General features: G+C 69.9%; 3 protein-coding genes. All 3 read left to right on the forward strand.

Annotation, left to right across the window (positions count from 1 at the left end; genetic code table 11):
• The first annotated feature begins 55 nt into the window (after positions 1–55).
• The 3 genes from OG485_RS42750 to OG485_RS42760 all read left to right on the forward strand — a co-directional run bounded on the left by OG485_RS42750 (position 56) and on the right by OG485_RS42760 (position 26,521).
• Positions 56–4,894 (forward strand): type I polyketide synthase, encoded by a 4,839-nt coding sequence (locus tag OG485_RS42750; RefSeq protein WP_328663517.1) that lies wholly within the window; start codon positions 56–58, stop codon positions 4,892–4,894.
• A gap of 121 nt (positions 4,895–5,015) precedes the next feature.
• Positions 5,016–20,444, forward strand: a complete 15,429-nt coding sequence (locus tag OG485_RS42755) for an SDR family NAD(P)-dependent oxidoreductase (RefSeq protein WP_443048640.1) — start codon at positions 5,016–5,018, stop codon at positions 20,442–20,444.
• Complete coding sequence (locus tag OG485_RS42760) at positions 20,444–26,521, forward strand: type I polyketide synthase (RefSeq protein ID WP_328663514.1); 6,078 nt, start codon at positions 20,444–20,446, stop codon at positions 26,519–26,521. Before OG485_RS42755 ends, OG485_RS42760 begins: the two co-directional genes overlap by 1 nt.
• Positions 26,522–26,597 lie beyond the last annotated feature (76 nt).

Genomic DNA, 26,597 nt, shown 5'->3' on the forward strand with positions numbered 1-26,597 from the left:
CGAGCTCTTCCAGGCACTGGACAACCTCGAGATTGGTTCATGAGCGATGGGGACGATGGGGACCGACGACAAACTTCGTGACTACCTCAGGCGCGCCACGGCCGATCTCCAGCAAACCAGGCGCCGCCTGCGCGAGGCCGAGGCCAAGGACCACGAGCCGATCGCCATCGTGGCCATGAGCTGCCGCTACCCGGGCGGCATCACCTCGCCCGAGGAACTGTGGGAACTCGTGGACTCGGGCCGGGACGCCATCTCGTACTTCCCGGACAACCGCGGCTGGGACACCGAGGCGCTCTACGACCCGGAGCCCGCCAAGCCCGGCAGGACGTACAGCCGCGAGGGCGGATTCCTGCACGACGCCGGGTACTTCGACGCCGACTTCTTCAAGATGAGCCCCAAGGAGGCCAAGGAGACCGACCCGCAGCAGCGGCTGCTCCTGGAGACCGCCTGGGAGGCCCTGGAGCGGGCGGGCATCAACCCGGTCACGCTCAAGGAGAGCCGGACCGGCGTCTTCGTCGGTGCCGTCTACCACGACTACCTCGTCGGCGGTGGTACCGGCAGCCTGGCCAGCGTCGCCTCCGGCCGCATCGCGTACACCCTCGGTCTGGAGGGCCCGGCCGTCACGGTCGACACGGCCTGCTCCTCCTCCCTGGTCGCCCTGCACCTTGCGGTGCAGGCGCTGCGCTCGGGCGAGTGCACGCTCGCGTTCGCGGGCGGCGCCACCGTGATGGCCCACCCCCACTCCTTCGTGGGCTTCAGCCAGGACCGCGGGCTTTCCCCCGACGGCCGCTGCAAGTCATTCGCCCAGGCCGCCGACGGCACCGGCTGGGGCGAGGGCGTGGGCATGCTCCTCGTCGAGCGTCTCTCCGACGCCCGCGCCAACGGCCACCCGGTCCTGGCCGTGGTCCGCGGCTCCGCCGTCAACCAGGACGGCGCCAGCAACGGCATCTCCGCCCCCAACGGGCCCTCCCAGCGCCGCGTCGTCCAACAGGCCCTCGCCTCAGCACAGTTGACCGCCGACCAGGTCGATGCGGTGGAGGCGCACGGCACGGGCACCACCCTCGGTGACCCGATCGAGGCGCAGGCGCTGCTCGCCACGTACGGGCAGAACCGGCCCGAGGACCGGCCGTTGTGGCTGGGCTCTTTGAAGTCGAACATCGGCCACGCCCAGGCCGCGGCCGGCGTCGGCGGCATCATCAAGGTCGTCGAGGCGCTGCGGCACGGCGTTCTGCCCAAGACCCTGCACGTGGACGAGCCCAGCGCCAAGGTCGACTGGTCCGCAGGCGCGATCCAGCTCCTCACCGAGTCGAGGAAGTGGCCCGCCACCCCTGGGCGCCCGCGTCGTGCCGGGGTCTCGTCGTTCGGTTTCAGCGGAACGAACGGTCACGTCATCATCGAGGAGGCGCCGCCCGCCGAGGAGCCTACGCCGGACGAGCCGACCGCCGGCGCCGCCGAGATCGTCCCCGTCGTCCTCTCCGGCAAGGGCCCAGACGCCCTGCGCGATCAGGCGCGCCGCCTGATCGCCCGTGCCGAAGCCGATGACCGGCCGACCCTTCTCGACCTCGGCCACTCCCTGGCCACGACCCGTACGGCCCTCCAGGACCGGGCGGCCGTCATCGCCACCGACCGCACCGAACTGCTCCGCAGGCTCACCGCCCTGGCGGAGGGCCGGCCGTCATCCGGCGTCGTACGGAGCGACGCGTCCCGCTCCGACGGTCTGGTGGCGTTCTTGTTTGCGGGGCAGGGTGCGCAGCGGGTTGGTATGGGGCGGGAGCTTTATGAGGCGTTTCCGGTGTTCGCGGAGGCTTTCGATGCGGTGCTGGGTGTCGTCGATGTGCCGTTGCGGGAGGTGGTGTGGGGTGCGGATGAACTCGTTCTGAGTCGTACGGAGTTTGCGCAGCCGGCGTTGTTCGCGATCGAGGTGGCGTTGTATCGGCTCGTTGAGTCGTGGGGTGTCAGGCCGGATTATCTGGCGGGGCATTCGGTCGGTGAGTTCGCGGCGGCGCATGTGGCGGGTGTTCTGTCGCTTGTCGATGCGGCGCGGTTGGTTGTGGCGCGGGGCCGGTTGATGCAGGTGTTGGACGAGGGCGGGGCGATGGTCGCCGTGCAGGCGGCGGAGGATGAGGTGCGTCCGCTGCTGGTCGGCGTCGGCGGTGTCGGTATCGCGGCGGTGAACGGTCCGACGGCGGTGGTTGTTTCGGGTGTCGAGGCGGAAGTCTTGCGGGTCCAGGCGTACTTCGAGGGTTTGGGGCGTAAGGCGAGCCGGTTGAGGGTGTCGCATGCGTTTCATTCGCCGTTGATGGAGCCGATGCTCGATGATTTCCGGGCGGTGGCGCGGGAGGTGGAGTTCGGTGAGCCTGTCATCCCGATCGTCTCGACGCTGACCGGTGCTGAGGTGGGTGGAGCCGAGTTGGCGGATCCGGAGTACTGGGTGCGGCATGTCCGCGAAACGGTCCGGTTCGCCGACGCCGTGCGGGAGTTGGCGGCGAGGGGTGTTACCACGTTCCTGGAGATCGGCCCGGACGCCGTCCTGTCCGCGATGGCACAGCAGTCCGCCGAGGACGCTGAGTTCGTACCGGTACTGCGCCGCGACCGGCCGGAGGAGGCCGAGTTGGTCGCCGCCGTCGCACTGGCCCACTGCCGAGGCGTCACCGTCGACTGGCGAGCCTTCTTCGCCGGGCGTGGCGCCGGGGTCGTCGACCTGCCCACGTACGCCTTCCAGCGCCGCTGGTTCTGGCGGGACCCGGAGGCAGCCGGTGCCACGCCCGTCTCCGCGGACGCCGTGGACACGGCCGTCTGGAACACACTGGAACGGACGGACACGGTCACGCTGGCCGACCGGATGGGCGTACCGGCACTGGCGCTGGGCGAGGTGCTGCCCGCGCTGAAGGACTGGCGACGCCGACAGCGCGACGAGGCCCGTACGGACTCCTGGTGCTACCGCGTCGACTGGCAGCCCGTTACGCCGCCCGCCGGCGAGCGCACCGCACCGGACGGCACCTGGCTGCTCGCCGTGCCCGAAGGACGCACCGACGATCCGCGCGTCCGCGCCGTCTCCGAGGGGCTCGCCGCGCAGGGTGTGCGGACCGTACGGCTCGAGATCGGCGACCAGGGGCGACCGGAGCTCGCCGGTCGGCTGCGCGCCTGCACGAATCCGGCCGGAGTCCTCTCGCTGCTTGGCCTCGACGCGCGCCCCCACCCACGCCACCGTTCACTGTCGCGCGGCACCGCGGCCACCGTCACCCTCGTGCAGGCTCTCGAGGACGCCGCACTCGACGCCCCGCTGTGGTGCGTCACCGCCCAGGCGGTCGCCGCCGCCCCTGCGGGCGAGAGCGCCGACCCCGCGCAGGCGGCCGTGTGGGGCCTCGGCTCCTCGCTCGCCCTCGACCTGCCCGAGCGCTGGGGCGGGCTGATCGATCTGCCGACCGACGTCGACGCCGAGACCGTGGCGCAGCTGTGCCGGGTGTTGGCCGCGCCCGGCGACGAGGACCAACTCGCCCTGCGCGGCGGCCGGGTGTTTGGCCGCCGTATGGTCCGGACCCCGCTCGCCGAGCTGCCCGCCGTCCGTGCCTGGGCTCCACGCGGTACGACCCTGATCACCGGCGGCACCGGCGGACTCGGCGCCCACGTGGCCCGGCTGCTCGCTGACCGCGGCGCCGAACACCTGCTGCTGACCAGCCGACGCGGACCGGACGCCGACGGTGTCGCCGACCTGGTCGACGAGCTGGCCGCGTGCGGCACCCGGGCCACCGTTGTGGCGTGCGACGTCGGCGACCGCGAGGCCGTACGTCGCCTGCTTGCCGACATCCCCGACGACCAGCCACTGACCGCGGTAGTGCACGCGGCTGGCGTCATGCAGCGCATCGCCCCACTGTCCGACGTGAGCCTGGAGGAGTTCGCCGCCGTCGCCGACGCCAAGGCGGGCGGCGCACACCACCTCGACGAACTCATCGGTGACCGCCCGCTGGACGCCTTCGTGCTGTTCTCCTCCGGATCGGCGGTCTGGGGCAGCACCGGACAGGCCGCATACGGCAGTGCCAACGCCTGCCTCGACGCTCTCGCCCGTGCCCGCCGCGCCCGCGGCGCCACCGCGACCTCCGTCGCCTGGGGCGCCTGGGACGGGGGCATGGTCGACGCCGAACTCGGCGCCGCGCTCAGCCGGATCGGCACCCCGCCGATGGACCCCGGCCTCGCCACCGCCGCGCTCGGCCGCATCCTCGACCGCGACCTGGCGCACCTCGTTGTCGCCGATCTGGACTGGGCGCGCTTCACCCCCGTCTACACCCTGGCCCACCCCCGTCCGCTGGTCGACGCGGTGCCCGAGGCCCGGGACGCCCGCGACGCGGGCCCGGCACAGGGCGGCACCGGCCGCGACGGGGCGGACTTCGCCGCGCGGCTGAAGGAGCTGTCCGAAGGGCAGCAGGGCCGGGCGGTCCTGGACCTCGTGCACACCCACGTGGCAGCCCTGCTCGGCTACGACGAACCTGCCGCCCTTGACCCGGCCCGGCCCTTCACCGACCTGGGCTTCGACTCGGTGGCCGCCACCAGCCTCGTACAGGCGCTGTCGGCAACGACCGGGCTGCGGTTGTCGGCCACGCTGGTCTTCGACCACGCGACCCCGGACGCGCTCGCCGCCCACCTGCACGGCGAGCTGTGTCCGCACGCCGACGGCGGCGTCCTCGCCGTCCTCGCGGACCTCGACCGGCTTGAGGAGACCCTGGCCGCCCTGCCGTCCGAGGACGTCGATCGGCACCGCATACCCGGCCGGCTGCAGGTCCTCACTGCCCGGCTCACCGGGAGCGGTGCGGGTTCGTCGCCGGACGGGCAGCTCGCCGATGACGCGAGCGCCGACGACGTACTCGCCTTCATCGACAAGGAGCTCGGCCTTGCCTGAGCAGCCCCGCTCCACCAGGACCGGCCCCGACCGGTCATGACGAGAACCGTTCGAACCACCGGATCCATGCAAACGGCTGGATCCATGCGAACCACCGGAACCGTGCGTATTCCCAAGGACGTTGCGAGGCGGGCAGATGGCTGACGATCAGAAACTCCTCGGGTACCTCAAGCGGGTCACCGCCGACCTGGCCCAGACCCGTCGCAGGCTCCAGGAGTACGAGGCCAGGGAGCAGGACCCGATCGCGATCGTGGCCATGAGCTGCCGCTACCCGGGCGGAGTGACCTCCCCCGAGGAGCTGTGGCGGCTGGTGGCCGACGGTGTCGACGCGGTCGGCCCCTTCCCGGCCGACCGCGGCTGGAACCTGGACTCCGTCGCCGACCTCGATTTCGCCCGGCGCGGCGGATTCATCGACGGGGCGGCCGAGTTCGACCCCGCTTTCTTCGGTATCTCGCCGCGTGAGGCCGTGGCCATGGACCCGCAGCAGCGGCTGATGCTGGAGCTGTCCTGGGAAGCCCTGGAGCGAGCCGGTATCCCCGCCGACTCGGTGCGCGGCGGCCAGGTCGCCGTCTTCGCGGGATCCGGTTTCCAGGACTACGGAGACCTGCTCAACGCCGCCCCCGAAGCGGCCGGCCCCTTCATGGGCACGGCCGCCGTCGCCGCTGTCATCGCCGGCCGCGTCTCCTACGCCCTGGGACTGGAAGGCCCGTCGGTGACCGTGGACACGGCCTGCTCGTCGTCGCTGGTGGCCGTCCACCTTGCCGCCCAGGCACTGCGCGAACGCGAGTGCAGCCTCGCACTGGCCGGCGGCGTCATGGTGATGTCCACCCCGGGCCCCTTCATCGGCATGGCCCGGCAGGGCGGACTGGCCGCCGACGGCCGCGCCAAGGCCTACGCCGATGCCGCCGACGGCACCGGCTGGGCCGAGGGCGCCGGCATCCTTGTGCTCGAACGCCTCTCCGACGCCCGCGCCAACGGCCACCCGGTGCTCGCCGTGGTCAAGGGCACGGCCGTCAACCAGGACGGCGCCAGCAACGGCCTGACCGCCCCCAACGGCCCCTCCCAGCAGCGTGTCATCCGCGAGGCGCTCAGCGCCGCCGGCGTCTCCGCCACTCAAATCGACCTGGCCGAGGGCCACGGCACGGGCACCACCCTCGGTGACCCGATCGAGGCGCAGGCGCTGCTCGCCACGTACGGGCAGAACCGGCCCGAGGACCGGCCGTTGTGGCTGGGCTCTTTGAAGTCGAACATCGGCCACGCCCAGGCCGCGGCCGGCGTCGGCGGCATCATCAAGCTGGTCATGGCGATGCGGCACGAGACCATGCCGCGCACCCTGCACATCGACCGGCCGTCCACCCACGTCGACTGGCACGCGGGCAACGTCGAGCTGCTCACCGAGTCCCGCCCCTGGCCGCGCGGCGAGCAGCCCCGCCGGGCCGCCGTCTCGGCGTTCGGCGTCAGCGGCACCAACGCGCATCTCGTACTGGAGGAGCCGCCCGCGCCCGCCCAGGACGACACCGAGCCCCCCGCACCGGCCCCGCTCGCCTGGCCGGCCGACGTCCCGCTGCCGTGGCTCGTCTCCGCCCGCAGCGCCGACGCCCTGCGCGCCCAGGCCGACCGCGTCGGCGCCCACGTCGCCGAGCGCACCGACCTGGCCCCACTCGACCTGAGCCACTCCCTCGCGACCACCCGTACCGCGCTGGAACACCGCGCGGTCGTCCTCGCCGCGGACCGGGACGCGGCCGTGACCGCGCTGACCGCCCTCGCCGCCGACGAGACCCGCACCGAGATCCTGCGTGGCACCGTTTCCGACGGTCTGGTGGCGTTCTTGTTTGCGGGGCAGGGTGCGCAGCGGGTTGGTATGGGGCGGGAGCTTTATGAGGCGTTTCCGGTGTTCGCGGAGGCTTTCGATGCGGTGCTGGGTGTCATCGATGTGCCGTTGCGGGAGGTGATGTGGGGTGCGGATGAGCTTGTTCTGAGTCGTACGGAGTTTGCGCAGCCGGCGTTGTTCGCGGTTGAGGTGGCGTTGTATCGGCTCGTTGAGTCGTGGGGTGTCAGGCCGGATTATCTGGCGGGGCATTCGGTCGGTGAGTTCGCGGCGGCGCATGTGGCGGGTGTTCTGTCACTTGTCGATGCGGCGCGGTTGGTTGTGGCGCGGGGCCGGTTGATGCAGGTGTTGGACGAGGGCGGGGCGATGGTCGCCGTGCAGGCGGCGGAGGATGAGGTGCGTCCGCTGCTGGTCGGCGTCGGCGGTGTCGGTATCGCGGCGGTGAACGGTCCGACGGCGGTGGTTGTTTCGGGTGTCGAGGCGGAAGTCTTGCGGATCCAGGCGTACTTCGAGGGTCTGGGGCGTAAGGCGAGCCGGTTGAAGGTGTCGCATGCGTTTCATTCGCCGTTGATGGAGCCGATGCTCGATGATTTCCGGGCGGTGGCGCGGGAGGTGGAGTTCGGTGAGCCTGTCATCCCGATCGTCTCGACGCTGACCGGTGCTGAGGTGGGCGGGGCCGAGTTGGCGGATCCGGAGTACTGGGTGCGGCATGTCCGCGAAACGGTCCGGTTCGCCGACGCCGTAGGTGTCCTGGAGGCGGAGGGCGTCACCCGTTTCCTGGAGATCGGCCCGGACGCCGTCCTGTCCGCGATGGCACAGCAGTCCGCCGAGGACGCTGAGTTCGTGCCCGCGCTGCGCCGCAACCGGCCGGAAGCGGGCGCCGTTCTCGCGGCAGTCGGACAGTTGCACGTGCGCGGTGCGGCCGTGGACTGGGCGGGCGTGTTCGCCGGGCGCGGGGCGGGCCGGGTCGACCTGCCGACCTACGTCTTCCAGCGCGGCCACTACTGGATCACGCCCGAGAACGGCGCCGGAGACGTCGCCTCCGTCGGCCTCGACGCCGCCGACCATCCGCTGCTCGGTGCCGCGGTGACGCTGGCCGACAGCGACGGTGTGCTGCTGACGGGTCGGCTGTCGACGTCCGCGCAACCGTGGCTGGCCGACCACGTGGTCGGTGGCACCGTGCTGTTCCCCGGCACAGGCTTCGTCGAACTGGCCGTACGCGCCGGCGACCAGGTCGGCTGCGACGTCCTCGAGGAGCTGACCCTGGAGGCGCCGCTCGCCCTGCCCGAGCACGGTGCCGTGCAGGTACAGGTCGCCGTCGCGGCGGCCGACGCCTCCGGTACCCGATCGCTGACCGTACACGGTCGCCCCTCCGCTGAGGCCCCGTGGACCCGCCACGCTGCCGGTGTCCTGACGCGTGGCGCGGCCCGCGAACGCGCCGACCTGACCCAGTGGCCGCCCCCCGGTGCGCAACCGCTCGACGCGACCGGCCTCTACCCGGACCTCGCTGGCCTCGGTCTCCAGTACGGCCCGGTGTTCCAGGGCCTGAAAGCAGCCTGGCGGGACGGCGACACGGTGTACGCCGAGGTCGCCCTGCCCGAACAGGGGCACAAGGACGCGGAGCGGCTGGGCCTGCACCCGGCCGTCCTCGACGCGGTCCTGCACGCCGTCGGCTTCACCGGGATCACCGGTGGGCAGGCGGCGCTGCCCTTCGCCTGGTCCGGGGTCACCCTGCACGCGGCGGGAGCCACCGCCGTACGGGCACGGCTGACGCCGACAGGTACGGGTGTCGCCCTGGACCTGGCCGACTCCGACGGGCGCCCGGTGGCCACCGTCGAGTCCTTGGTGCTGCGGCCGATCTCTGAGGAGCAACTGGCCGCCACCGGGAGCGGTTTCCACGACTCCCTGTATCACGTCGAGTGGACCCCCCTCCCGGCGGGCGCGTCCGAGGCTCAGCCGCCCGCCGCGGTCTTCACCAGCACCCCTGGCACGGACGCTGCGGCGGTGCGTTCGGCGGTGCACCGTGCGCTCGCCGTACTGCAGTCGGCTGAGGGGCGGTTGGTGTTCGTTACCCGGGGGGCGGTGGCGTTGCCGGGTGAGGATGTCACGGATTTGGCCGGGGCTGCCGTATGGGGGTTGGTGCGTTCGGCGCAGGTGGAGGATCCGGGCCGTTTCGTGCTGGTCGATGTCGGCGAGGGCGAGGACGCTGCTGTCCCCCTCGCACTGGCGACGGGCGAACCGCAGGTCGTCGTGCGTGATGGCAAGGCGTATGGTGCCCGGCTGGCGCGTATGCCCCTGGAGGTGAACGAGCGGGCCCCGGCCTTCTCGGCCGGGGGGACGGTGTTGGTGACGGGTGCGAGTGGTGTGTTGGGCGGTTTGTTCGCGCGGCATCTGGTGTCCGGGCATGGTGTGCGTCGTCTGTTGCTGGTCAGCCGTCGGGGTGAACGAGCCCCGGGCATGGCGAAGTTGGCGTCGGAACTGCGGGCTCTGGGCGCGGAGGTGAGGGTGGCCGCCTGTGACGCCGCCGATCGCGAGGCGCTGGCGGCGCTCATCGCGGACGTCGACCTGTCCGCAGTGGTCCATGCGGCCGGTGTACTCGACGACGGCGTCATCGCCTCCCTCACTCCCGAGCGAGTGGACCGGGTGCTGCGTCCAAAGGTGGACGCGGCCCTCAACCTGCACGAGTTGACGGTCGGAAAGAACCTGTCCGCCTTCGTCCTCTTCTCCTCCGGATCCGGCACCCTGGGCGCCCCTGGCCAGGGCAACTACGCCGCCGCCAACACCTTCCTTGACGCCCTGGCCGCCCACCGCGGGTCGGTCGGTCTGCCTGCTCAGTCCCTGGCCTGGGGGCTGTGGGCCGTCGGCATGGCCGACACCCTCGATGAGGCGGAGCGCGGGCGGATATCCAAGGGCGGCATCCAAGCGCTCACCCCCGAGGAGGGCCTCGCGCTGTTCGACGCTGCGCGGCACACCACCGAAACCACCCTCGTCCCTGTCAAGTTCGACATGGCCGCCCTGCGTTCCCAGGGCGAGGACATGCTTGCTCTGCTGCGCGGGCTCGTCCCCGCAGGCGCCCGGCGGCGTCGCAGCACGGGCGCACCCGGGGCCGAGGTCGGCACGCTGAAGCGGCGGCTCGGCGCGCTGCCGGAGGAAGAGCACCCGCAGGTACTGCTCGACCTGGTCCTCAACCGGGCGGCCGTTGTCCTCGGCTTCCCCGACGCCCGGGCGATCGAGCCTGAGCGCGCCTTCCGGGAACTCGGCGTGGACTCCCTGGCCGCCGTCGAACTGCGCAACGGCCTCAACGAGGACACCGGTCTGCGGCTGCCCGCCACCCTCGTCTTCGACCACCCGAGCCCGGCCGACGCAGCCCGCCACATCCTGGAGGAGCTCTCTGGCCAGGACACGGACGCGCCCGCGACGGCACCGGCCACCGCCCTCGACGACGATCCGGTGGTGATCGTCGGGATGAGCTGCCGTTATCCGGGTGGGGTGGAGTCGTCGGAGGATCTGTGGCGGCTGGTGGCCGACGGCGTGGATGCGGTGTCGGAGTTCCCGACGAACCGTGGCTGGAATATCGACGAGCTGTACGATCCCAACTCCGAGCGTCCGAACACGAGTTACGTCAGGCACGGTGGATTCCTGCACGGTGCTGGTGACTTCGATCCGGCCTTCTTCGGTATTTCCCCGAACGAGGCGCTTGGTATGGATCCGCAGCAGCGGTTGCTGTTGGAGGCGTCGTGGGAGGCGTTCGAGCGGGCGGGTATCGACCCTGCCACGTTGAAGGGTTCGTCCACCGGCGTCTTCGCCGGAATGATGTACCACGACTACGCCGCGAACAGCGGTACCGGCGCCATCGCGTCCGGCCGTGTGTCCTATGTCTTTGGTCTGGAAGGTCCTGCCGTCACGATCGATACGGCGTGTTCGTCGTCGTTGGTGGCGTTGCATTTGGCGGTGCAGGCGTTGCGGTCGGGGGAGTGTTCGCTGGCGTTGGCCGGTGGTGTCGCGGTGATGGCGACGCCGGAAGCGTTCGTGGAGTTCAGCCGGCAGCGGGGGCTTGCTCCTGACGGGCGGTGCAAGTCGTTCGCGGCGTCGACGGACGGGACGGCGTGGGGTGAGGGTGTGGGCATGCTGCTTGTGGAGCGGTTGTCCGATGCGCGTGCCAATGGGCATCCGGTCCTGGCGGTGGTGCGTGGTATTGCGGTGAATCAGGATGGTGCGAGTAATGGTTTGACGGCGCCGAACGGTCCTTCTCAGGTTCGTGTGATTCGTCAGGCGTTGGCGAATGCCCAGTTGGCTGCGGATCACGTCGATGCGGTGGAGGCGCATGGGACGGGGACGACGTTGGGTGATCCGATTGAGGCGCAGGCGTTGTTGGCGACGTATGGGCAGGATCGTCCGGTGGAGCGGCCGTTGTGGCTGGGTTCGATCAAGTCGAACATGGGGCATACGCAGGCGGCGGCGGGGGTTTCGGGGATCATCAAGATGGTGGAGGCGATCCGGCGTGGTGTGCTGCCGGCGACGCTTCATGTGGATGAGCCGACCCGTCAGGTGGATTGGTCGCAGGGGCATGTCCGTTTGTTGACGGAGTCGCGGCCGTGGCCGGAGACGGGTCGTCCGCGGCGTGCGGGTGTGTCGTCGTTCGGGATCAGTGGCACCAATGCCCACGTCATCCTTGAACAGGCCCCGGCGGAGGGCCCCGAGGAAGCCCCGGGCGAACACAGCATCCTCCCCGCCGTGTCCCTTCTCATCTCTGGCAAGACCCCGGAGGCCCTGCAGGGTCAGGCCCGACGCCTCAAGGCGCACCTCGAATCAGCCCCTGGCCTGAGCCCGCTCGATGTCGCGTACTCGCTGGTGGGTTCGCGGGCGGTGCTGGATGTCCGGGCTGCGGTGGTGGGTGCGGGTCGGGATGAGTTGCTGGCGGGTTTGGGTGCGTTGGCGGAGGGCCGGGCGTCGGCCGGTGTGGTGCAGGGGAGCGTGCGGGGCTCCAGGGGTCTGGTGGCGTTCTTGTTTGCGGGGCAGGGTGCGCAGCGGGTTGGTATGGGGCGGGAGCTTTATGAGGCGTTTCCGGTGTTCGCGGAGGCTTTCGATGCGGTGCTGGGTGTCATCGATGTGCCGTTGCGGGAGGTGATGTGGGGTGCGGATGAGCTTGTTCTGAGTCGTACGGAGTTCGCGCAGCCGGCGTTGTTCGCGATCGAGGTCGCTCTGTACCGGTTGTTTGAGTCGTGGGGTGTCAGGCCGGATTATCTGGCGGGGCATTCGGTCGGTGAGTTCGCGGCGGCGCATGTGGCGGGTGTTCTGTCACTTGTCGATGCGGCGCGGTTGGTTGTGGCGCGGGGCCGGTTGATGCAGGTGTTGGACGAGGGCGGGGCGATGGTCGCCGTGCAGGCGGCGGAGGATGAGGTGCGTCCGCTGCTGGTCGGTGTCGGCGGTGTCGGTATCGCGGCGGTGAACGGTCCGACGGCGGTGGTTGTTTCGGGTGTCGAGTCGGAAGTTCTGCGGGTCCAGGAGTACTTCGAGGGTTTGGGGCGTAAGGCGAGCCGGTTGAAGGTGTCGCATGCGTTTCATTCGCCGTTGATGGAGCCGATGCTCGATGATTTCCGGGCGGTGGCGCGGGAGGTGGAGTTCGGTGAGCCTGTCATCCCGATCGTCTCGACGCTGACCGGTGCTGAGGTGGGTGGGGCCGAGTTGGCGGATCCGGAGTACTGGGTGCGGCATGTCCGCGAAACGGTCCGGTTCGCCGACGCCGTGCGGGAGTTGGCGGCGAGGGGTGTTACCACGTTCCTGGAGATCGGCCCGGACGCCGTCCTGTCCGCGATGGCACAGCAGTCCGCCGAGGACGCGGAGTTCGTGCCCGCGCTGCGCCGCGACCGGCCGGAAGCCACTGAGGTGGTCTCGGCGCTGGCTCGGATCGCCGTGCGGGGCGGGTCGGTCGACTGGGCGGCGTTCTACGCGGGCACCGGAGCACGCCGCGTAGACCTGCCCACCTACGCCTTCCAGAGGCAACGCTACTGGTTCCACACCCTGGACTACTGGGCCGATGCCTGGGCGGGAGCGGACGCCGGCGGAGTCACGTCGGCCGGCCTGGACCGGGCTGCGCACCCACTGCTCGGTGCCGTGCTGGCTTCGCCGGTCACTGACGGTGTGGTGCTGACCGGCCGGTTGTCGACCTCCGCGCAACCGTGGCTGGCCGATCACGCGGTCGGCGGCACGGTCCTCTTCCCGGGCACGGGCCTGGTGGAACTGGCGATCGCCGCGGGCGACCGGGTCGGCTGCGACCGACTGGAGGAACTGACGCTCCAGGCGCCGCTGGTACTGCCGGAGCGGGGCGGGGCCGCCGTACAGGTGGTGGTGGGCAACGCCGCCGAGGACGGCACGCGTTCGGTGCAGGTGCACGCCCGCCCCGATGGCGAGGAGCAGCCCTGGGCGCACCACGCAACCGGTCTTTTGTCCGCCGGAGCCCAGGCGCCCGCCTTCGACCTGGCCCAATGGCCGCCGCACGGTGCCGAGAAGGTCGATCTGGCCGGGATGTACGACACCCTCGCGGAGGCCGGTCTGGAGTATGGGCCGGTGTTCCAAGGGCTGACGGCCGCTTGGCGCTCCGGTGCGGACGTGTATGCCGAGGTCGAGCTGCCCGAGCAGACGAGTGTCGACGGGTTCGGGGTGCATCCGGCGCTGCTGGATGCGTGCCTGCACGCGACCGGGCTGCTGGCGGGAGCTACCGAGGCAGTGCGCCTGCCCTTCGCATGGGCCGGGGTCTCCCTGCACGCCACCGGCGCCGCCCGGCTTCGGGTACGGCTCTCCCCTGAGGGCGACGAGGGTGTCTCCCTCGAGGTCGCCGACGAACAGGGCCGTCCGGTGGCCACGGTCGGCTTGCTGGTTCTTAGGGAGGTATCGGCGGATCAGTTGGCGGTGGCCCGGTCGGCGTTCCATGAGTCGCTGTTCCAGGTGGACTGGGTACGACTGCCCGAGAATCCGCAGGGCGGATTGGTGCCGGGTGATGTGACGGTGCTGCCTGTCGCCCCTGGCACGGACGCTGCGGCGGTGCGTTCGGCGGTGCACCGTGCGCTCGCCGTACTGCAGTCTGTGGATGGGCGGTTGGTGTTCGTTACGCGCGGTGCGGTGGGATTGCCGGGGGAGGGTGTCTGCGATCTGGCCGGGGCTGCGGTGTGGGGGTTGGTGCGTTCGGCGCAGTCGGAGGATCCGGGCCGGTTCGTCCTCGTCGATGTGGACACCGATGTAGCCGGCGACGCCGCGGTGGCGTTGGCGCTTGCTTCAGGTGAGTCCCAGGTCGTGGTGCGTGATGGTCTCGCCTATGGTGCGCGGCTGGTGCGTACGCCGGTGGTGGTGGCCGAGCAGGCTCCGGCCGTCTTCTCGTCCGAGGGCGTGGTGTTGCTGACGGGTGCGAGTGGTGTGTTGGGCGGTTTGTTCGCCCGGCATCTGGTGTCCGGGCATGGTGTGCGTCGTCTGTTGCTGGTCAGCCGTCGGGGTGAACGGGCCCCGGGCATAGTGGAGTTGGCGTCGGAGCTGCGGGCTCTGGGCGCGGAGGTGAGGGTGGCCGCCTGTGACGCCGCCGATCGCGAGGCGCTGGCGGCGCTCATCGCGGACGTCGACCTGTCGGGTGTGGTGCATGCGGCCGGTGTCCTGGACGACGGGATGATTGCTTCGCTGACTCCGGAGCGGGTGGATGGGGTGTTGCGTCCGAAGGTGGACGCGGCCCTCAACCTGCACGAGTTGACTGCGGAGAAGGATCTGAGGGCGTTCGTGTTGTTCTCGTCGGCTGCTGGAACGCTGGGGAATCCGGGGCAGGGCAACTATGCCGCCGCCAATACGTTCCTGGACGCCCTGGCGACCCACCGGCAGGCGCAGGGTCTGCCTGCGCAGTCCCTGGCCTGGGGGCTGTGGGCCGTCGGCATGGCGGGCGAGCTGAGCCAGGTCGACATCGACCGGATGAACAGCGCCGGCGTTCACGCGCTCACCCCGGAGCGCGGCCTGGAGCTGTTCGACGCGGCGGTAACCGTGCCGGACACGCCCGCCCTCCTTCCCATCCACCTGGATGTCAAGGCACTTAACGGCGCGGGTGGTGGCGCCGAACTGCCCGAACTCTTCCGCGGCCTGGTCCACCGCCCGGTCCGTCGTGTCGTCAGTGGTATGACGGGCACCGTGAGCGCCCTGGCCCAGGGGCTCGCAGGGATGTCCCCAGAGGCGCAGGAGGTCGAGATCCTCGGCCTCGTCCGGGCTGCGGCCGCGGCTACTCTTGGCCACGCGGGCCCGGACGCCATCGACCCGGACCGGGCCTTCAGCGAGCTGGGCTTCGACTCGCTCAGCGCGGTCGAGTTCCGCAACGGTCTGGGCGAGGCCGTCGGCCGGCGCCTACCCGCCACCCTCGTCTTCGACTACCCCAGCCCTGTCGTGCTCGCCCGGCACCTGCTCCAAGAGGTCACCGGCACCGGCGGCGACACCGCTGGCGGCGTCACCAACGTGGCTGTCACCGACGACGATCCGGTGGTGATCGTCGGGATGAGCTGCCGTTATCCGGGTGGGGTGGAGTCGTCGGAGGATCTGTGGCGGCTGGTGGCCGACGGCGTGGATGCGGTGTCGGAGTTCCCGACGAACCGTGGCTGGAATATCGACGAGCTGTACGATCCCAACTCCGAGCGTCCGAACACGAGTTACGTCAGGCACGGTGGATTCCTGCACGGTGCTGGTGACTTCGATCCGGCCTTCTTCGGTATTTCCCCGAATGAGGCACTTGGTATGGATCCGCAGCAGCGGTTGCTGTTGGAGGCGTCGTGGGAGGCGTTCGAGCGGGCGGGTATCGACCCTGCCACGTTGAAGGGTTCGTCCACCGGCGTCTTCGCCGGAATGATGTACCACGATTATCAGGACAACACGAATGCCGGATCCGTTGCCTCCGGCCGTGTGTCCTATGTCTTTGGTCTGGAAGGTCCTGCCGTCACGATCGATACGGCGTGTTCGTCGTCGTTGGTGGCGTTGCATTTGGCGGTGCAGGCGTTGCGGTCGGGGGAGTGTTCGCTGGCGTTGGCCGGTGGTGTCGCGGTGATGGCGACGCCGGAAGCGTTCGTGGAGTTCAGCCGGCAGCGGGGGCTTGCTCCTGACGGGCGGTGCAAGTCGTTCGCGGCGTCGACGGACGGGACGGCGTGGGGTGAGGGTGTGGGCATGCTGCTTGTGGAGCGGTTGTCCGATGCGCGTGCCAATGGGCATCCGGTCCTGGCGGTGGTGCGTGGTATTGCGGTGAATCAGGATGGTGCGAGTAATGGTTTGACGGCGCCGAACGGTCCTTCTCAGGTTCGTGTGATTCGTCAGGCGTTGGCGAATGCCCAGTTGGCTGCGGATCACGTCGATGCGGTGGAGGCGCATGGGACGGGGACGACGTTGGGTGATCCGATTGAGGCGCAGGCGTTGTTGGCGACGTATGGGCAGGATCGTCCGGTGGAGCGGCCGTTGTGGCTGGGTTCGATCAAGTCGAACATGGGGCATACGCAGGCGGCGGCGGGGGTTTCGGGGATCATCAAGATGGTGGAGGCGATCCGGCGTGGTGTGCTGCCGGCGACGCTTCATGTGGATGAGCCGACCCGTCAGGTGGATTGGTCGCAGGGGCATGTCCGTTTGTTGACGGAGTCGCGGCCGTGGCCGGAGACGGGTCGTCCGCGGCGTGCGGGTGTGTCGTCGTTCGGGATCAGTGGCACCAATGCCCACGTCATCCTTGAACAGGCCCCGGCGGAGGGCCCCGAGGAAGCCCCGGGCGAACACAGCATCCTCCCCGCCGTGTCGTGGCTGTTGTCGGCGAAGACGGACGAGGCCCTGCGGGCTCAGGCCGAACGCCTGCGCGACTACGTGGAGAGCGACCCGGCCGTGCGACCAGTGGACGTCGCCTACTCACTGTCCACCGCCCGATCCACCATGGACCACCGTCTCGCGGTGGTGGGTGCGGGTCGGGATGAGTTGCTGGCGGGTTTGGGTGCGTTGGCGGAGGGCCGGGCGTCGGCCGGTGTGGTGCAGGGGAGCGTGCGGGGCTCCAGGGGTCTGGCGGCGTTCTTGTTTGCGGGGCAGGGTGCGCAGCGGGTTGGTATGGGGCGGGAGCTTTATGAGGCGTTTCCGGTGTTCGCGGAGGCTTTCGATGCGGTGCTGGATGTCATCGATGTGCCGTTGCGGGAGGTGATGTGGGGTGCGGATGAGCTTGTTCTGAGTCGTACGGAGTTTGCGCAGCCGGCGTTGTTCGCGATCGAGGTCGCTCTGTACCGGTTGTTTGAGTCGTGGGGTGTCAGGCCGGATTATCTGGCGGGGCATTCGGTCGGTGAGTTCGCGGCGGCGCATGTGGCGGGTGTTCTGTCACTTGTCGATGCGGCGCGGTTGGTTGTGGCGCGGGGCCGGTTGATGCAGGTGTTGGACGAGGGCGGGGCGATGGTCGCCGTGCAGGCGGCGGAGGATGAGGTGCGTCCGCTGCTGGTCGGTGTCGGCGGTGTCGGTATCGCGGCGGTGAACGGTCCGACGGCGGTGGTTGTTTCGGGTGTCGAGTCGGAAGTCTTGCGGATCCAGGCGTACTTCGAGGGTTTGGGGCGTAAGGCGAGCCGGTTGAGGGTGTCGCATGCGTTTCATTCGCCGTTGATGGAGCCGATGCTCGATGATTTCCGGGCGGTGGCGCGGGAGGTGGAGTTCGGTGAGCCTGTCATCCCGATCGTCTCGACGCTGACCGGTGCTGAGGTGGGTGGGGCCGAGTTGGCGGATCCGGAGTACTGGGTGCGGCATGTCCGCGAAACGGTCCGGTTCGCCGACGCCGTGCGGGAGTTGGCGGCGAGGGGTGTTACCACGTTCCTGGAGATCGGCCCGGACGCCGTCCTGTCCGCGATGGCACAGCAGTCCGCCGAGGACGCGGAGTTCGTGCCCGCGCTGCGCCGCGACCGGCCGGAAGCCACTGAGGTGGTCTCGGCGCTGGCTCGGATCGCCGTGCGGGGCGGGTCGGTCGACTGGGCGGCGTTCTACGCGGGCACCGGAGCACGCCGCGTAGACCTGCCCACCTACGCCTTCCAGAGGCAACGCTACTGGCAGGAGAGCACTGTCGAGACGGGCACCGCCCTGTCCGAGATGGGGATCGGGGCCTCCGGACATGCGCTGCTGGGCGCGGCCATGACGCTGGCTGACAGCGACGGTGTGGTGCTGACGGGGCGTCTGTCGACCTCCGCGCAACCGTGGCTGGCGGACCATGCGGTCGGCGGCACGGTCCTCTTCCCGGGCACGGGCCTGGTGGAACTGGCGATCCGTGCTGGCGACGAGGTCGGCTGCAGCCGACTGGAGGAGCTGACGCTCGAGGCGCCGCTGATGCTTCCGGAGCGTGGCGGAGTCCAGGTCCAGGTGTCCGTCGGAGCATCCGACGATACGGGCTCCCGACATGTAGGCATTCACTCGCGTGCCGAGGGCCAGGACGAGCAGTGGGTGCGCCACGGCGTGGGCCTGCTCACCCATGCCGGTCCACGGCCGGACTTCGATCTGGTGCAGTGGCCGCCAGCGGGTGCGGTGCCGGTGGATGTGCAGGGTTTGTACGAAGGGCTGGCGGAGGCTGGTCTGGAGTATGGGCCGGTGTTCCAGGGACTGACGGCGGCGTGGCGTTGTGGTGAAGAGGTGTACGCGGAGGTCGCACTGACCGAAGAGACGGGCGTCGACGGGTTCGGGGTGCACCCGGCCCTGTTGGATGCGTGTCTGCACGCGATCGGGCTGCGCGAGGGCAGCGACGGTGGTTCCGCTCGGCTGCCGTTCGCATGGACGGGGGTGTCCTTCCACGCGGTGGCTGCCACTCGGGTGCGGTTGAGACTCACCTTTGCGGGAGAGTCGGTCGCGCTACAGGTCGCCGATGGCGCCGGCCGCGCGGTGGCGAGCGTCGACGCGCTTTCCCTGCGGGAGGTTCCCCCGGGTCAATTGGCGGTGGGCCGGTCGGTGGTTCATGAGTCGCTGTTCCAGGTGGACTGGGTGCGGCTGGCGGGTGTGCGGGGCGATGGGGCGATGCCGGGTGATGTGACGGTGCTGCGTTCCGCTCCTGGCGTCGGCACGGGTGAGGTTCGTTCGGCTTTGCACCAGGCGCTCGGCCAACTCCAGTCCACTGATGGCAAGTTGGTACTTGTCACGCGAGGCGCGGTGGGGCTGGCGGGTGAGGATGTTCGTGATCTGGCCGGGGCTGCGGTGTGGGGGTTGGTGCGTTCGGCGCAGTCGGAGGATCCGGGCCGGTTCGTCCTCGTCGATGTGGACACCGATGTAGCCGGCGACGCCGCGGTGGCGTTGGCGCTTGCTTCAGGTGAGTCCCAGGTCGTGGTGCGTGATGGTCTCGCCTATGGTGCGCGGCTGGTACGTACGCCGGTGGTGGTGGCCGAGCAGGCTCCGGCCGTCTTCTCGTCCGAGGGCGTGGTGTTGCTGACGGGTGCGAGTGGTGCGTTGGGTGGGTTGTGTGCCCGGCACCTGGTGACCGGATACGGGGTGCGGCGTCTGCTACTGGTCAGCCGTCGGGGTGAAAAGGCCCCAGGGATCAGTGAGTTGGTGGGGGAGCTGTCCGCCCTGGGTGCTGAAGCGGTGGTGGCCGCGTGTGATGTGGCGGACCGTGAGGCGTTGGCTGCGTTGATCGCGGATGTGGAGTTGTCGGCGGTGGTGCATGCGGCCGGCGTGCTGGACGACGGCGTCATCGCCTCCCTCACTCCGGAGCGGGTGGACCGGGTGCTGCGGCCGAAGGCGGATGCGGCATGGAATCTGCATGAGCTGACCGCGGACAGGGACCTGACCGCGTTCGTTCTCTTCTCCTCAGCTGCGGGCACGCTCGGCAATCCGGGCCAGGGCAACTACGCGGCAGCGAACGCCTTCCTCGACGGCCTCGCTGCCCACCGCCGGGCGCAGGGTCTGCCTGCACAGTCCCTGGCCTGGGGGCTGTGGGCCGACGGCATGGCGGGAGAGCTGAGCCAGGCCGACAGCGACCGGATGCGTAGCACTGGGGTGCATCTCCTCACCGCGGAGCAGGGCCTGGAATTGTTCGACGCGGCGACAACCCTGCCGGACACACCCTCACTGGTCCCGATGAACCTGAACGTCAAGGCACTCGCCGCGGTCGGCGATGAACTACCCGCCCTGTTCCAGGGATTGGTCCGCGCGCCCGCCCGGCGCGCCGCGACGGCGGGCGGCGGGCAAGCTGCCGAGGCGACCCTTGAGCAGCGGCTCACCGGCCACGCCGCTGAGGAACAGGAAGCCCTGCTACTGGACCTCGTCCGGACGAACGCCGCGACGATCCTCGGCCACGTGGGCGCCGACGCCATCGACCCGGACCGGGCCTTCAGCGAGCTGGGCTTCGACTCGCTCAGCGCGGTCGAGTTCCGCAACGTACTGGGTGGTCTCACCGGCCTGCGGCTTCAGCCCACGCTCGTCTTCGACTACCCCAACGCCCGGGCGCTCGCCGAACACGTGCGAGCGGAACTGATCCCGGACGTGGGCGACAACGGCAACGCCGAGGGGGCGGGCGAGGCCGAGATCCGCGCGGTACTGCAGGCCATCCCACTTACCAGGCTGCGGCATGCGGGACTGCTGGACGTCCTGCTCGAACTCGGCGGCGTCGGCGACGTACACACAGGGTCGGACGAGGCCGACGTCGCCTGGGAGGACTCGATCGACGACATGGACGCCGAAAGCCTCATCAGCCTGGCGCTCGGCAGCGGGGAAACGGGAGATCTGTAATGGTCGGCTCTGATCAGAACAAGCTCGTCGACGCGCTCCGATCGGCGTTGAAGGAGGGCGAGCGGCTGCGTGCCCAGAACAAGAAGCTCGCTGCCACGCTCCGTGAACCCATCGCCATCATCGGGATGAGCTGCCGTTATCCGGGTGGGGTGGAGTCGCCGGAGGATCTGTGGCAGCTGGTGGCCGACGGCGTGGACGCGGTCACCGGCTTCCCCGCCGACCGCGGCTGGGACGCCGAGCAACTCTTCGACCCAGAGGCGCAGCGCTCGGGTACGACGTACGTCCGCGAGGGAGGCTTCCTGCACGAAGCCGCTCTTTTCGACCCGTCGCTCTTCGGTATCGCGCCGAACGAGGCGCTGGTCATGGATCCGCAGCAGCGGTTGCTGTTGGAGACCGCCTGGGAGGCGATCGAGCAGGCCGGGATCAACCCGACCACGTTGAAGGGTTCGTCCACCGGCGTCTTCGCCGGAATGATGTACCACGACTACGCAGCCAACGCGAACACCGGCTCCATCGCCTCCGGCCGCGTCTCCTACGCCCTGGGACTCGAGGGCCCGTCCGTGACCATGGACACGGCCTGCTCGTCGTCCCTGGTCGCGCTCAACTCCGCCGCGCACGCGCTGCGTTCGGGGGACTGCACCCTCGCCCTGGTTGGAGGCGTCTGCGTGATGGCGACGCCGGAGACCTTCGTGGAGTTCAGCCGGCAGCGGGGCCTGTCGCGCAGCGGTCGCTGCAAGTCCTTCGCCGCCGGGGCGGACGGGACGGCGTGGGGTGAGGGTGTGGGCATGCTGCTTGTGGAGCGGTTGTCCGATGCGCGTGCCAATGGGCATCCGGTCCTGGCGGTGGTGCGTGGTATTGCGGTGAATCAGGATGGTGCGAGTAATGGTTTGACGGCGCCGAACGGTCCTTCTCAGGTTCGTGTGATTCGTCAGGCGTTGGCGAATGCCCAGTTGGCTGCGGATCACGTCGATGCGGTGGAGGCGCATGGGACGGGGACGACGTTGGGTGATCCGATTGAGGCGCAGGCGTTGTTGGCGACGTATGGGCAGGATCGTCCGGTGGAGCGGCCGTTGTGGCTGGGTTCGATCAAGTCGAACATGGGGCATACGCAGGCGGCGGCGGGGGTTTCGGGGATCATCAAGATGGTGGAGGCGATCCGGCGTGGTGTGCTGCCGGCGACGCTTCATGTGGATGAGCCGACCCGTCAGGTGGATTGGTCGCAGGGGCATGTCCGTTTGTTGACGGAGTCGCGGCCGTGGCCGGAGACGGGTCGTCCGCGGCGTGCGGGTGTGTCGTCGTTCGGGATCAGTGGCACCAATGCCCACGTCATCCTTGAACAGGCCCCGGCGGAGGGCCCCGAGGAAGCCCCGGGCGAACACAGCATCCTCCCCGCCGTGTCCCTTCTCATCTCTGGCAAGACCCCGGAGGCCCTGCAGGGTCAGGCCCGACGCCTCAAGGCGCACCTCGAATCAGCCCCTGGCCTGAGCCCGCTCGATGTCGCGTACTCGCTGGTGGGTTCGCGGGCGGTGCTGGATGTCCGGGCTGCGGTGGTGGGTGCGGGTCGGGATGAGTTGCTGGCGGGTTTGGGTGCGTTGGCGGAGGGCCGGGCGTCGGCCGGTGTGGTGCAGGGGAGCGTGCGGGGCTCCAGGGGTCTGGTGGCGTTCTTGTTTGCGGGGCAGGGTGCGCAGCGGGTTGGTATGGGGCGGGAGCTTTATGAGGCGTTTCCGGTGTTCGCGGAGGCTTTCGATGCGGTGCTGGGTGTCATCGATGTGCCGTTGCGGGAGGTGATGTGGGGTGCGGATGAGCTTGTTCTGAGTCGTACGGAGTTCGCGCAGCCGGCGTTGTTCGCGATCGAGGTCGCTCTGTACCGGTTGTTTGAGTCGTGGGGTGTCAGGCCGGATTATCTGGCGGGGCATTCGGTCGGTGAGTTCGCGGCGGCGCATGTGGCGGGTGTTCTGTCACTTGTCGATGCGGCGCGGTTGGTTGTGGCGCGGGGCCGGTTGATGCAGGTGTTGGACGAGGGCGGGGCGATGGTCGCCGTGCAGGCGGCGGAGGATGAGGTGCGTCCGCTGCTGGTCGGTGTCGGCGGTGTCGGTATCGCGGCGGTGAACGGTCCGACGGCGGTGGTTGTTTCGGGTGTCGAGTCGGAAGTTCTGCGGGTCCAGGAGTACTTCGAGGGTTTGGGGCGTAAGGCGAGCCGGTTGAAGGTGTCGCATGCGTTTCATTCGCCGTTGATGGAGCCGATGCTCGATGATTTCCGGGCGGTGGCGCGGGAGGTGGAGTTCGGTGAGCCTGTCATCCCGATCGTCTCGACGCTGACCGGTGCTGAGGTGGGTGGGGCCGAGTTGGCGGATCCGGAGTACTGGGTGCGGCATGTCCGCGAAACGGTCCGGTTCGCCGACGCCGTGCGGGAGTTGGCGGCGAGGGGTGTTACCACGTTCCTGGAGATCGGCCCGGACGCCGTCCTGTCCGCGATGGCACAGCAGTCCGCCGAGGACGCGGAGTTCGTGCCCGCGCTGCGCCGCGACCGGCCGGAAGCCACTGAGGTGGTCTCGGCGCTGGCTCGGATCGCCGTGCGGGGCGGGTCGGTCGACTGGGCGGCGTTCTACGCGGGCACCGGAGCACGCCGCGTAGACCTGCCCACCTACGCCTTCCAGAGGCAACGCTACTGGTTCCACACCCTGGACTACTTGTCCGAGTCCTGGGTCGCGGCCAAGTTGGGCGGAATGTCCGAGGCCGGTCTGGAGCCCGCCGGGCACGCGCTGCTGGGCGCGGCCGTGTCACTGGCCGGCACCGACAGTGTGGTGCTGACCGGCCGCCTCGAACTGGCATCCCAACCGTGGCTGGCGGATCACGCGGTCGGCGGCACGGTCCTCTTCCCGGGCACGGGCCTGGTGGAACTGGCGATCGCCGCGGGCGACCGGGTCGGCTGCGAGCGGCTGGAAGACCTGACGCTCCAAGCGCCGCTCGTGCTGCCCGAGAACGGTGGCATCGTCATCCACGTCGTCGTGGACGAGCCCGACGAATCCGGTGCGCGCCGTGCGGTACGCCTCTACAGTCGCGCTGACGACGCCCACGACGTCCAGTGGACTCTGCACGCCACAGGAACCCTCTCCACGGCAGTGCTCGAGGGTGCCTTCGATCTGCTGCAGTGGCCGCCAGCGGGTGCGGTGCCGGTGGATGTGGGGGGCCTGTACGAGGGGCTGGCGGAGGCTGGTCTGGAGTATGGGCCGGTGTTCCAAGGGCTGAGGGCCGCTTGGAGCTGTGGTGAGGACGTGTACGCGGAGGTCGCACTGCCCGAGGAGACGAGCGTCGACGGGTTCGGGGTGCACCCTGCTCTGCTGGACGCGGCCCTGCATGCGACGGGGTTGCTGGCGGACGGCGCTGAGGCTACGCGCCTGCCGTTCGCGTGGACCGGTGTGTCGCTGCATGCCACGGGTGCCTCTCGGCTGCGGGTGCGGCTGTCGCGCCGAGGTGCCGAAGGCATCGCGTTGGAGGCTGCCGATGAGCAGGGCCGTCCGGTTGCTACGGTCGGTTCGCTGGTCCTCAGGGAGGTCGCGCCAGATCAGTTGGCGGTGGCCCGGCCGACGGTTCATGAGTCGTTGTTCCAGGTGGACTGGGTGCGGTTGGCGGGTGTGCGGGGCGATGGGGCGGTGCCGGGTGATGTGACGGTGCTGCGCCCTGAGGCAGGTGTGGACGCGGAGGCTGCACGGACGGCGGTGTGTCGGGCGCTTGCGCAACTGCAGTCTGTGGATGGGCGGTTGGTGTTCGTTACGCGCGGTGCGGTGGGATTGCCGGGGGAGGGTGTCTGCGATCTGGCCGGGGCTGCGGTGTGGGGGTTGGTGCGTTCGGCGCAGTCGGAGGATCCGGGCCGTTTCGTGCTGGTCGATGTCGGCGAGGGCGGTGACACTGCTGTATCCGTGGCTCTCGCTCTGGCGGCCGGTGAGCCGCAGGTCGTGGTGCGGGACGGGGTCGCCTACGGTGCGCGGCTTGTGCGCACCTCGGGGGCGCGGGAGGAGGAAACGGTGTCCGCATCGGTGTTCTCGTCTGGGGGCACCGTGTTGGTGACGGGTGCGAGTGGTGCGTTGGGTGGGTTGTTCGCCCGGCACTTGGTGTCGAGGCACGGGGTGCGACGTCTGTTGCTGGTCAGTCGCCGGGGTGAACAGGCTCCAGGGGTAGGGGAGTTGGTGGCAGAGCTGTCCTCCCTTGGGGCCGAGGTGGCGGTGGCGGCGTGTGATGTGGCGGACCGTGAGGCGTTGGCGGAGTTGATCGCGGATGTGGATGTTTCCGGTGTGGTGCATGTGGCTGGTGTGCTGGATGACGGTGTGATCGCTTCGCTGACGCCGGAGCGGGTGGACCGGGTGCTGCGGCCGAAGGCGGACGGGGCGTGGAATCTGCATGAGCTGACCGCGGACAAGAACCTGACCGCGTTCGTCCTCTTCTCCTCGGCGGCCGGCACACTGGGCAATCCGGGGCAGGGCAACTACGCCGCGGCCAATACGTTCCTGGACGCCCTGGCGACCCACCGGCAGGCGCAGGGTCTGCCTGCGCAGTCCCTGGCCTGGGGGCTGTGGGCCGACGGCATGGCGGGCGAGCTGAGCCGGGCCGACATCGACCGGATGAACAGCACCGGCGTGCACGCGCTCACCCCCGAGCAGGGGCTGACTCTGTTCGACGCGGCGGCGACCCTCCCGGACACGCCCGCCCTCGTCCCCATCCACCTCGACGTCAAGGCACTTCACGCGGCGGGCGACGCCGCCGAACTCCCCGACCTCTTCCGCGGCCTGGTCCGCAGCCCGGTTCGCCGCACCGTGAGCACCAGGACCGACGCGGCGGCGGTCCGCGCCGAACTGGCGCGGCTGGAACCGCAGGAGCGGGAACGCGCGCTGCTGCACCTCGTTCTGAAGACCGCCGCCGACGTGCTCGGGTACCGCGGCCCGGATGGAGCGGATGCCATCGACCCGGAGAGGGACTTCCTCGAGGCGGGTGTCGACTCGCTCAGCGCCATGGAACTGCGCGGCGCCCTGAACAAGGCCACCGGACTCGACCTGCCACCGATGGCAGTCTTCGACACCAAGACGCCGACGGGTCTGGCGCGAATGCTGACGGCCCTGATGGACGTCACTGATCAGAGAGGGGCGGGTGACGGATATGCCGCCCCGGCCGGCGATGGTGACGGTGAAGGCGGCGACAGCGCCGACACCGTCAGCGGGCTGTTCCGCGGCACCGTGGCCGCCGGCGAGACCACCAAGGCGTTCAACCTGCTGCGCGCCGTGGCAGACCTGCGCCCCACGTTCGACACGTACGAGGAGCTGACCGCACCGCTGGAGCCGGTGAAGCTGGCCGACGGGCCCGCCCGGCCACGGCTGATCTGCCTGAGCACACCGATGGCGACCGGTGGTGTGCACCAGCACGCCCGGCTGGCCGCGCACTTCAGAGATATACGGTTCGTGGCCACGCTGCCGTCGCCCGGTTTCCGGCGGGGGGAGCGTCTGCCCGGCTCCGTAGGCGCCCTGACCGCGGCCCTCGCCCGGTCCGTGCTGGAAGCAGCGCAAGGCGAGCCGTTCGTCCTGCTCGGCTACTCCTCCGGCGGCCTCCTCGCCTACGGCACCGCGGCTCGTCTGGAGAGCGAACTGCGGACCCCGGCGGCGGGGGTGGTCCTCGTGGACACCTACCGCGTCACCCAGGAAGCCGGCGGAGGCATGCAGGCCCAGGTGTTCCGGCAGATGTCGGCGGCGATGGTGGCGCGCGACGAGGAGTACGGCCTGTTCAACACGACGGGCCTGTCCGCAATGCGGGCCTACTTCGACCTGCTGCCCCAGTTCCCGCTCGACGCTGTCGAGTCACCGGTCTTGTTCGTCGGAGCCGAGCACAGCTTCCTCCCCGAATCCCCATCCGAGACTGAATCCGCTGCCGGGACCGAACCCGAACCTGAATCCGGGAACGCATGGCAAGCCCGCCCCTGGCACACCGGACACACCTACCGCTCCGTACCCGCCGATCACTTCACCATTGTCGAAGCGGCCGCGGAGGCCACCGCTCACACGGTCGAGGAGTGGATTTCAGGGGTGCTCTAGGGGCGGCCCCGGCCTCATGCGCCTGGCTAGGGTCGTGTGGCAGTGCTGCCCGGCACGGGCCTGACCATCGGAACAC

It is taken from the genome of Streptomyces sp. NBC_00328 (assembly GCF_036139655.1).
Lineage (GTDB): Bacteria > Actinomycetota > Actinomycetes > Streptomycetales > Streptomycetaceae > Streptomyces.

Excerpts from the sequence above, each read along its gene's own strand:
- OG485_RS42750 (WP_328663517.1), top strand. The coding sequence starts at position 56 with ATGGGGACCGACGACAAACTTCGTGACTACCTCAGGCGCGCCACGGCC.
- OG485_RS42760 (WP_328663514.1), top strand. The coding sequence starts at position 20,444 with ATGGTCGGCTCTGATCAGAACAAGCTCGTCGACGCGCTCCGATCGGCG.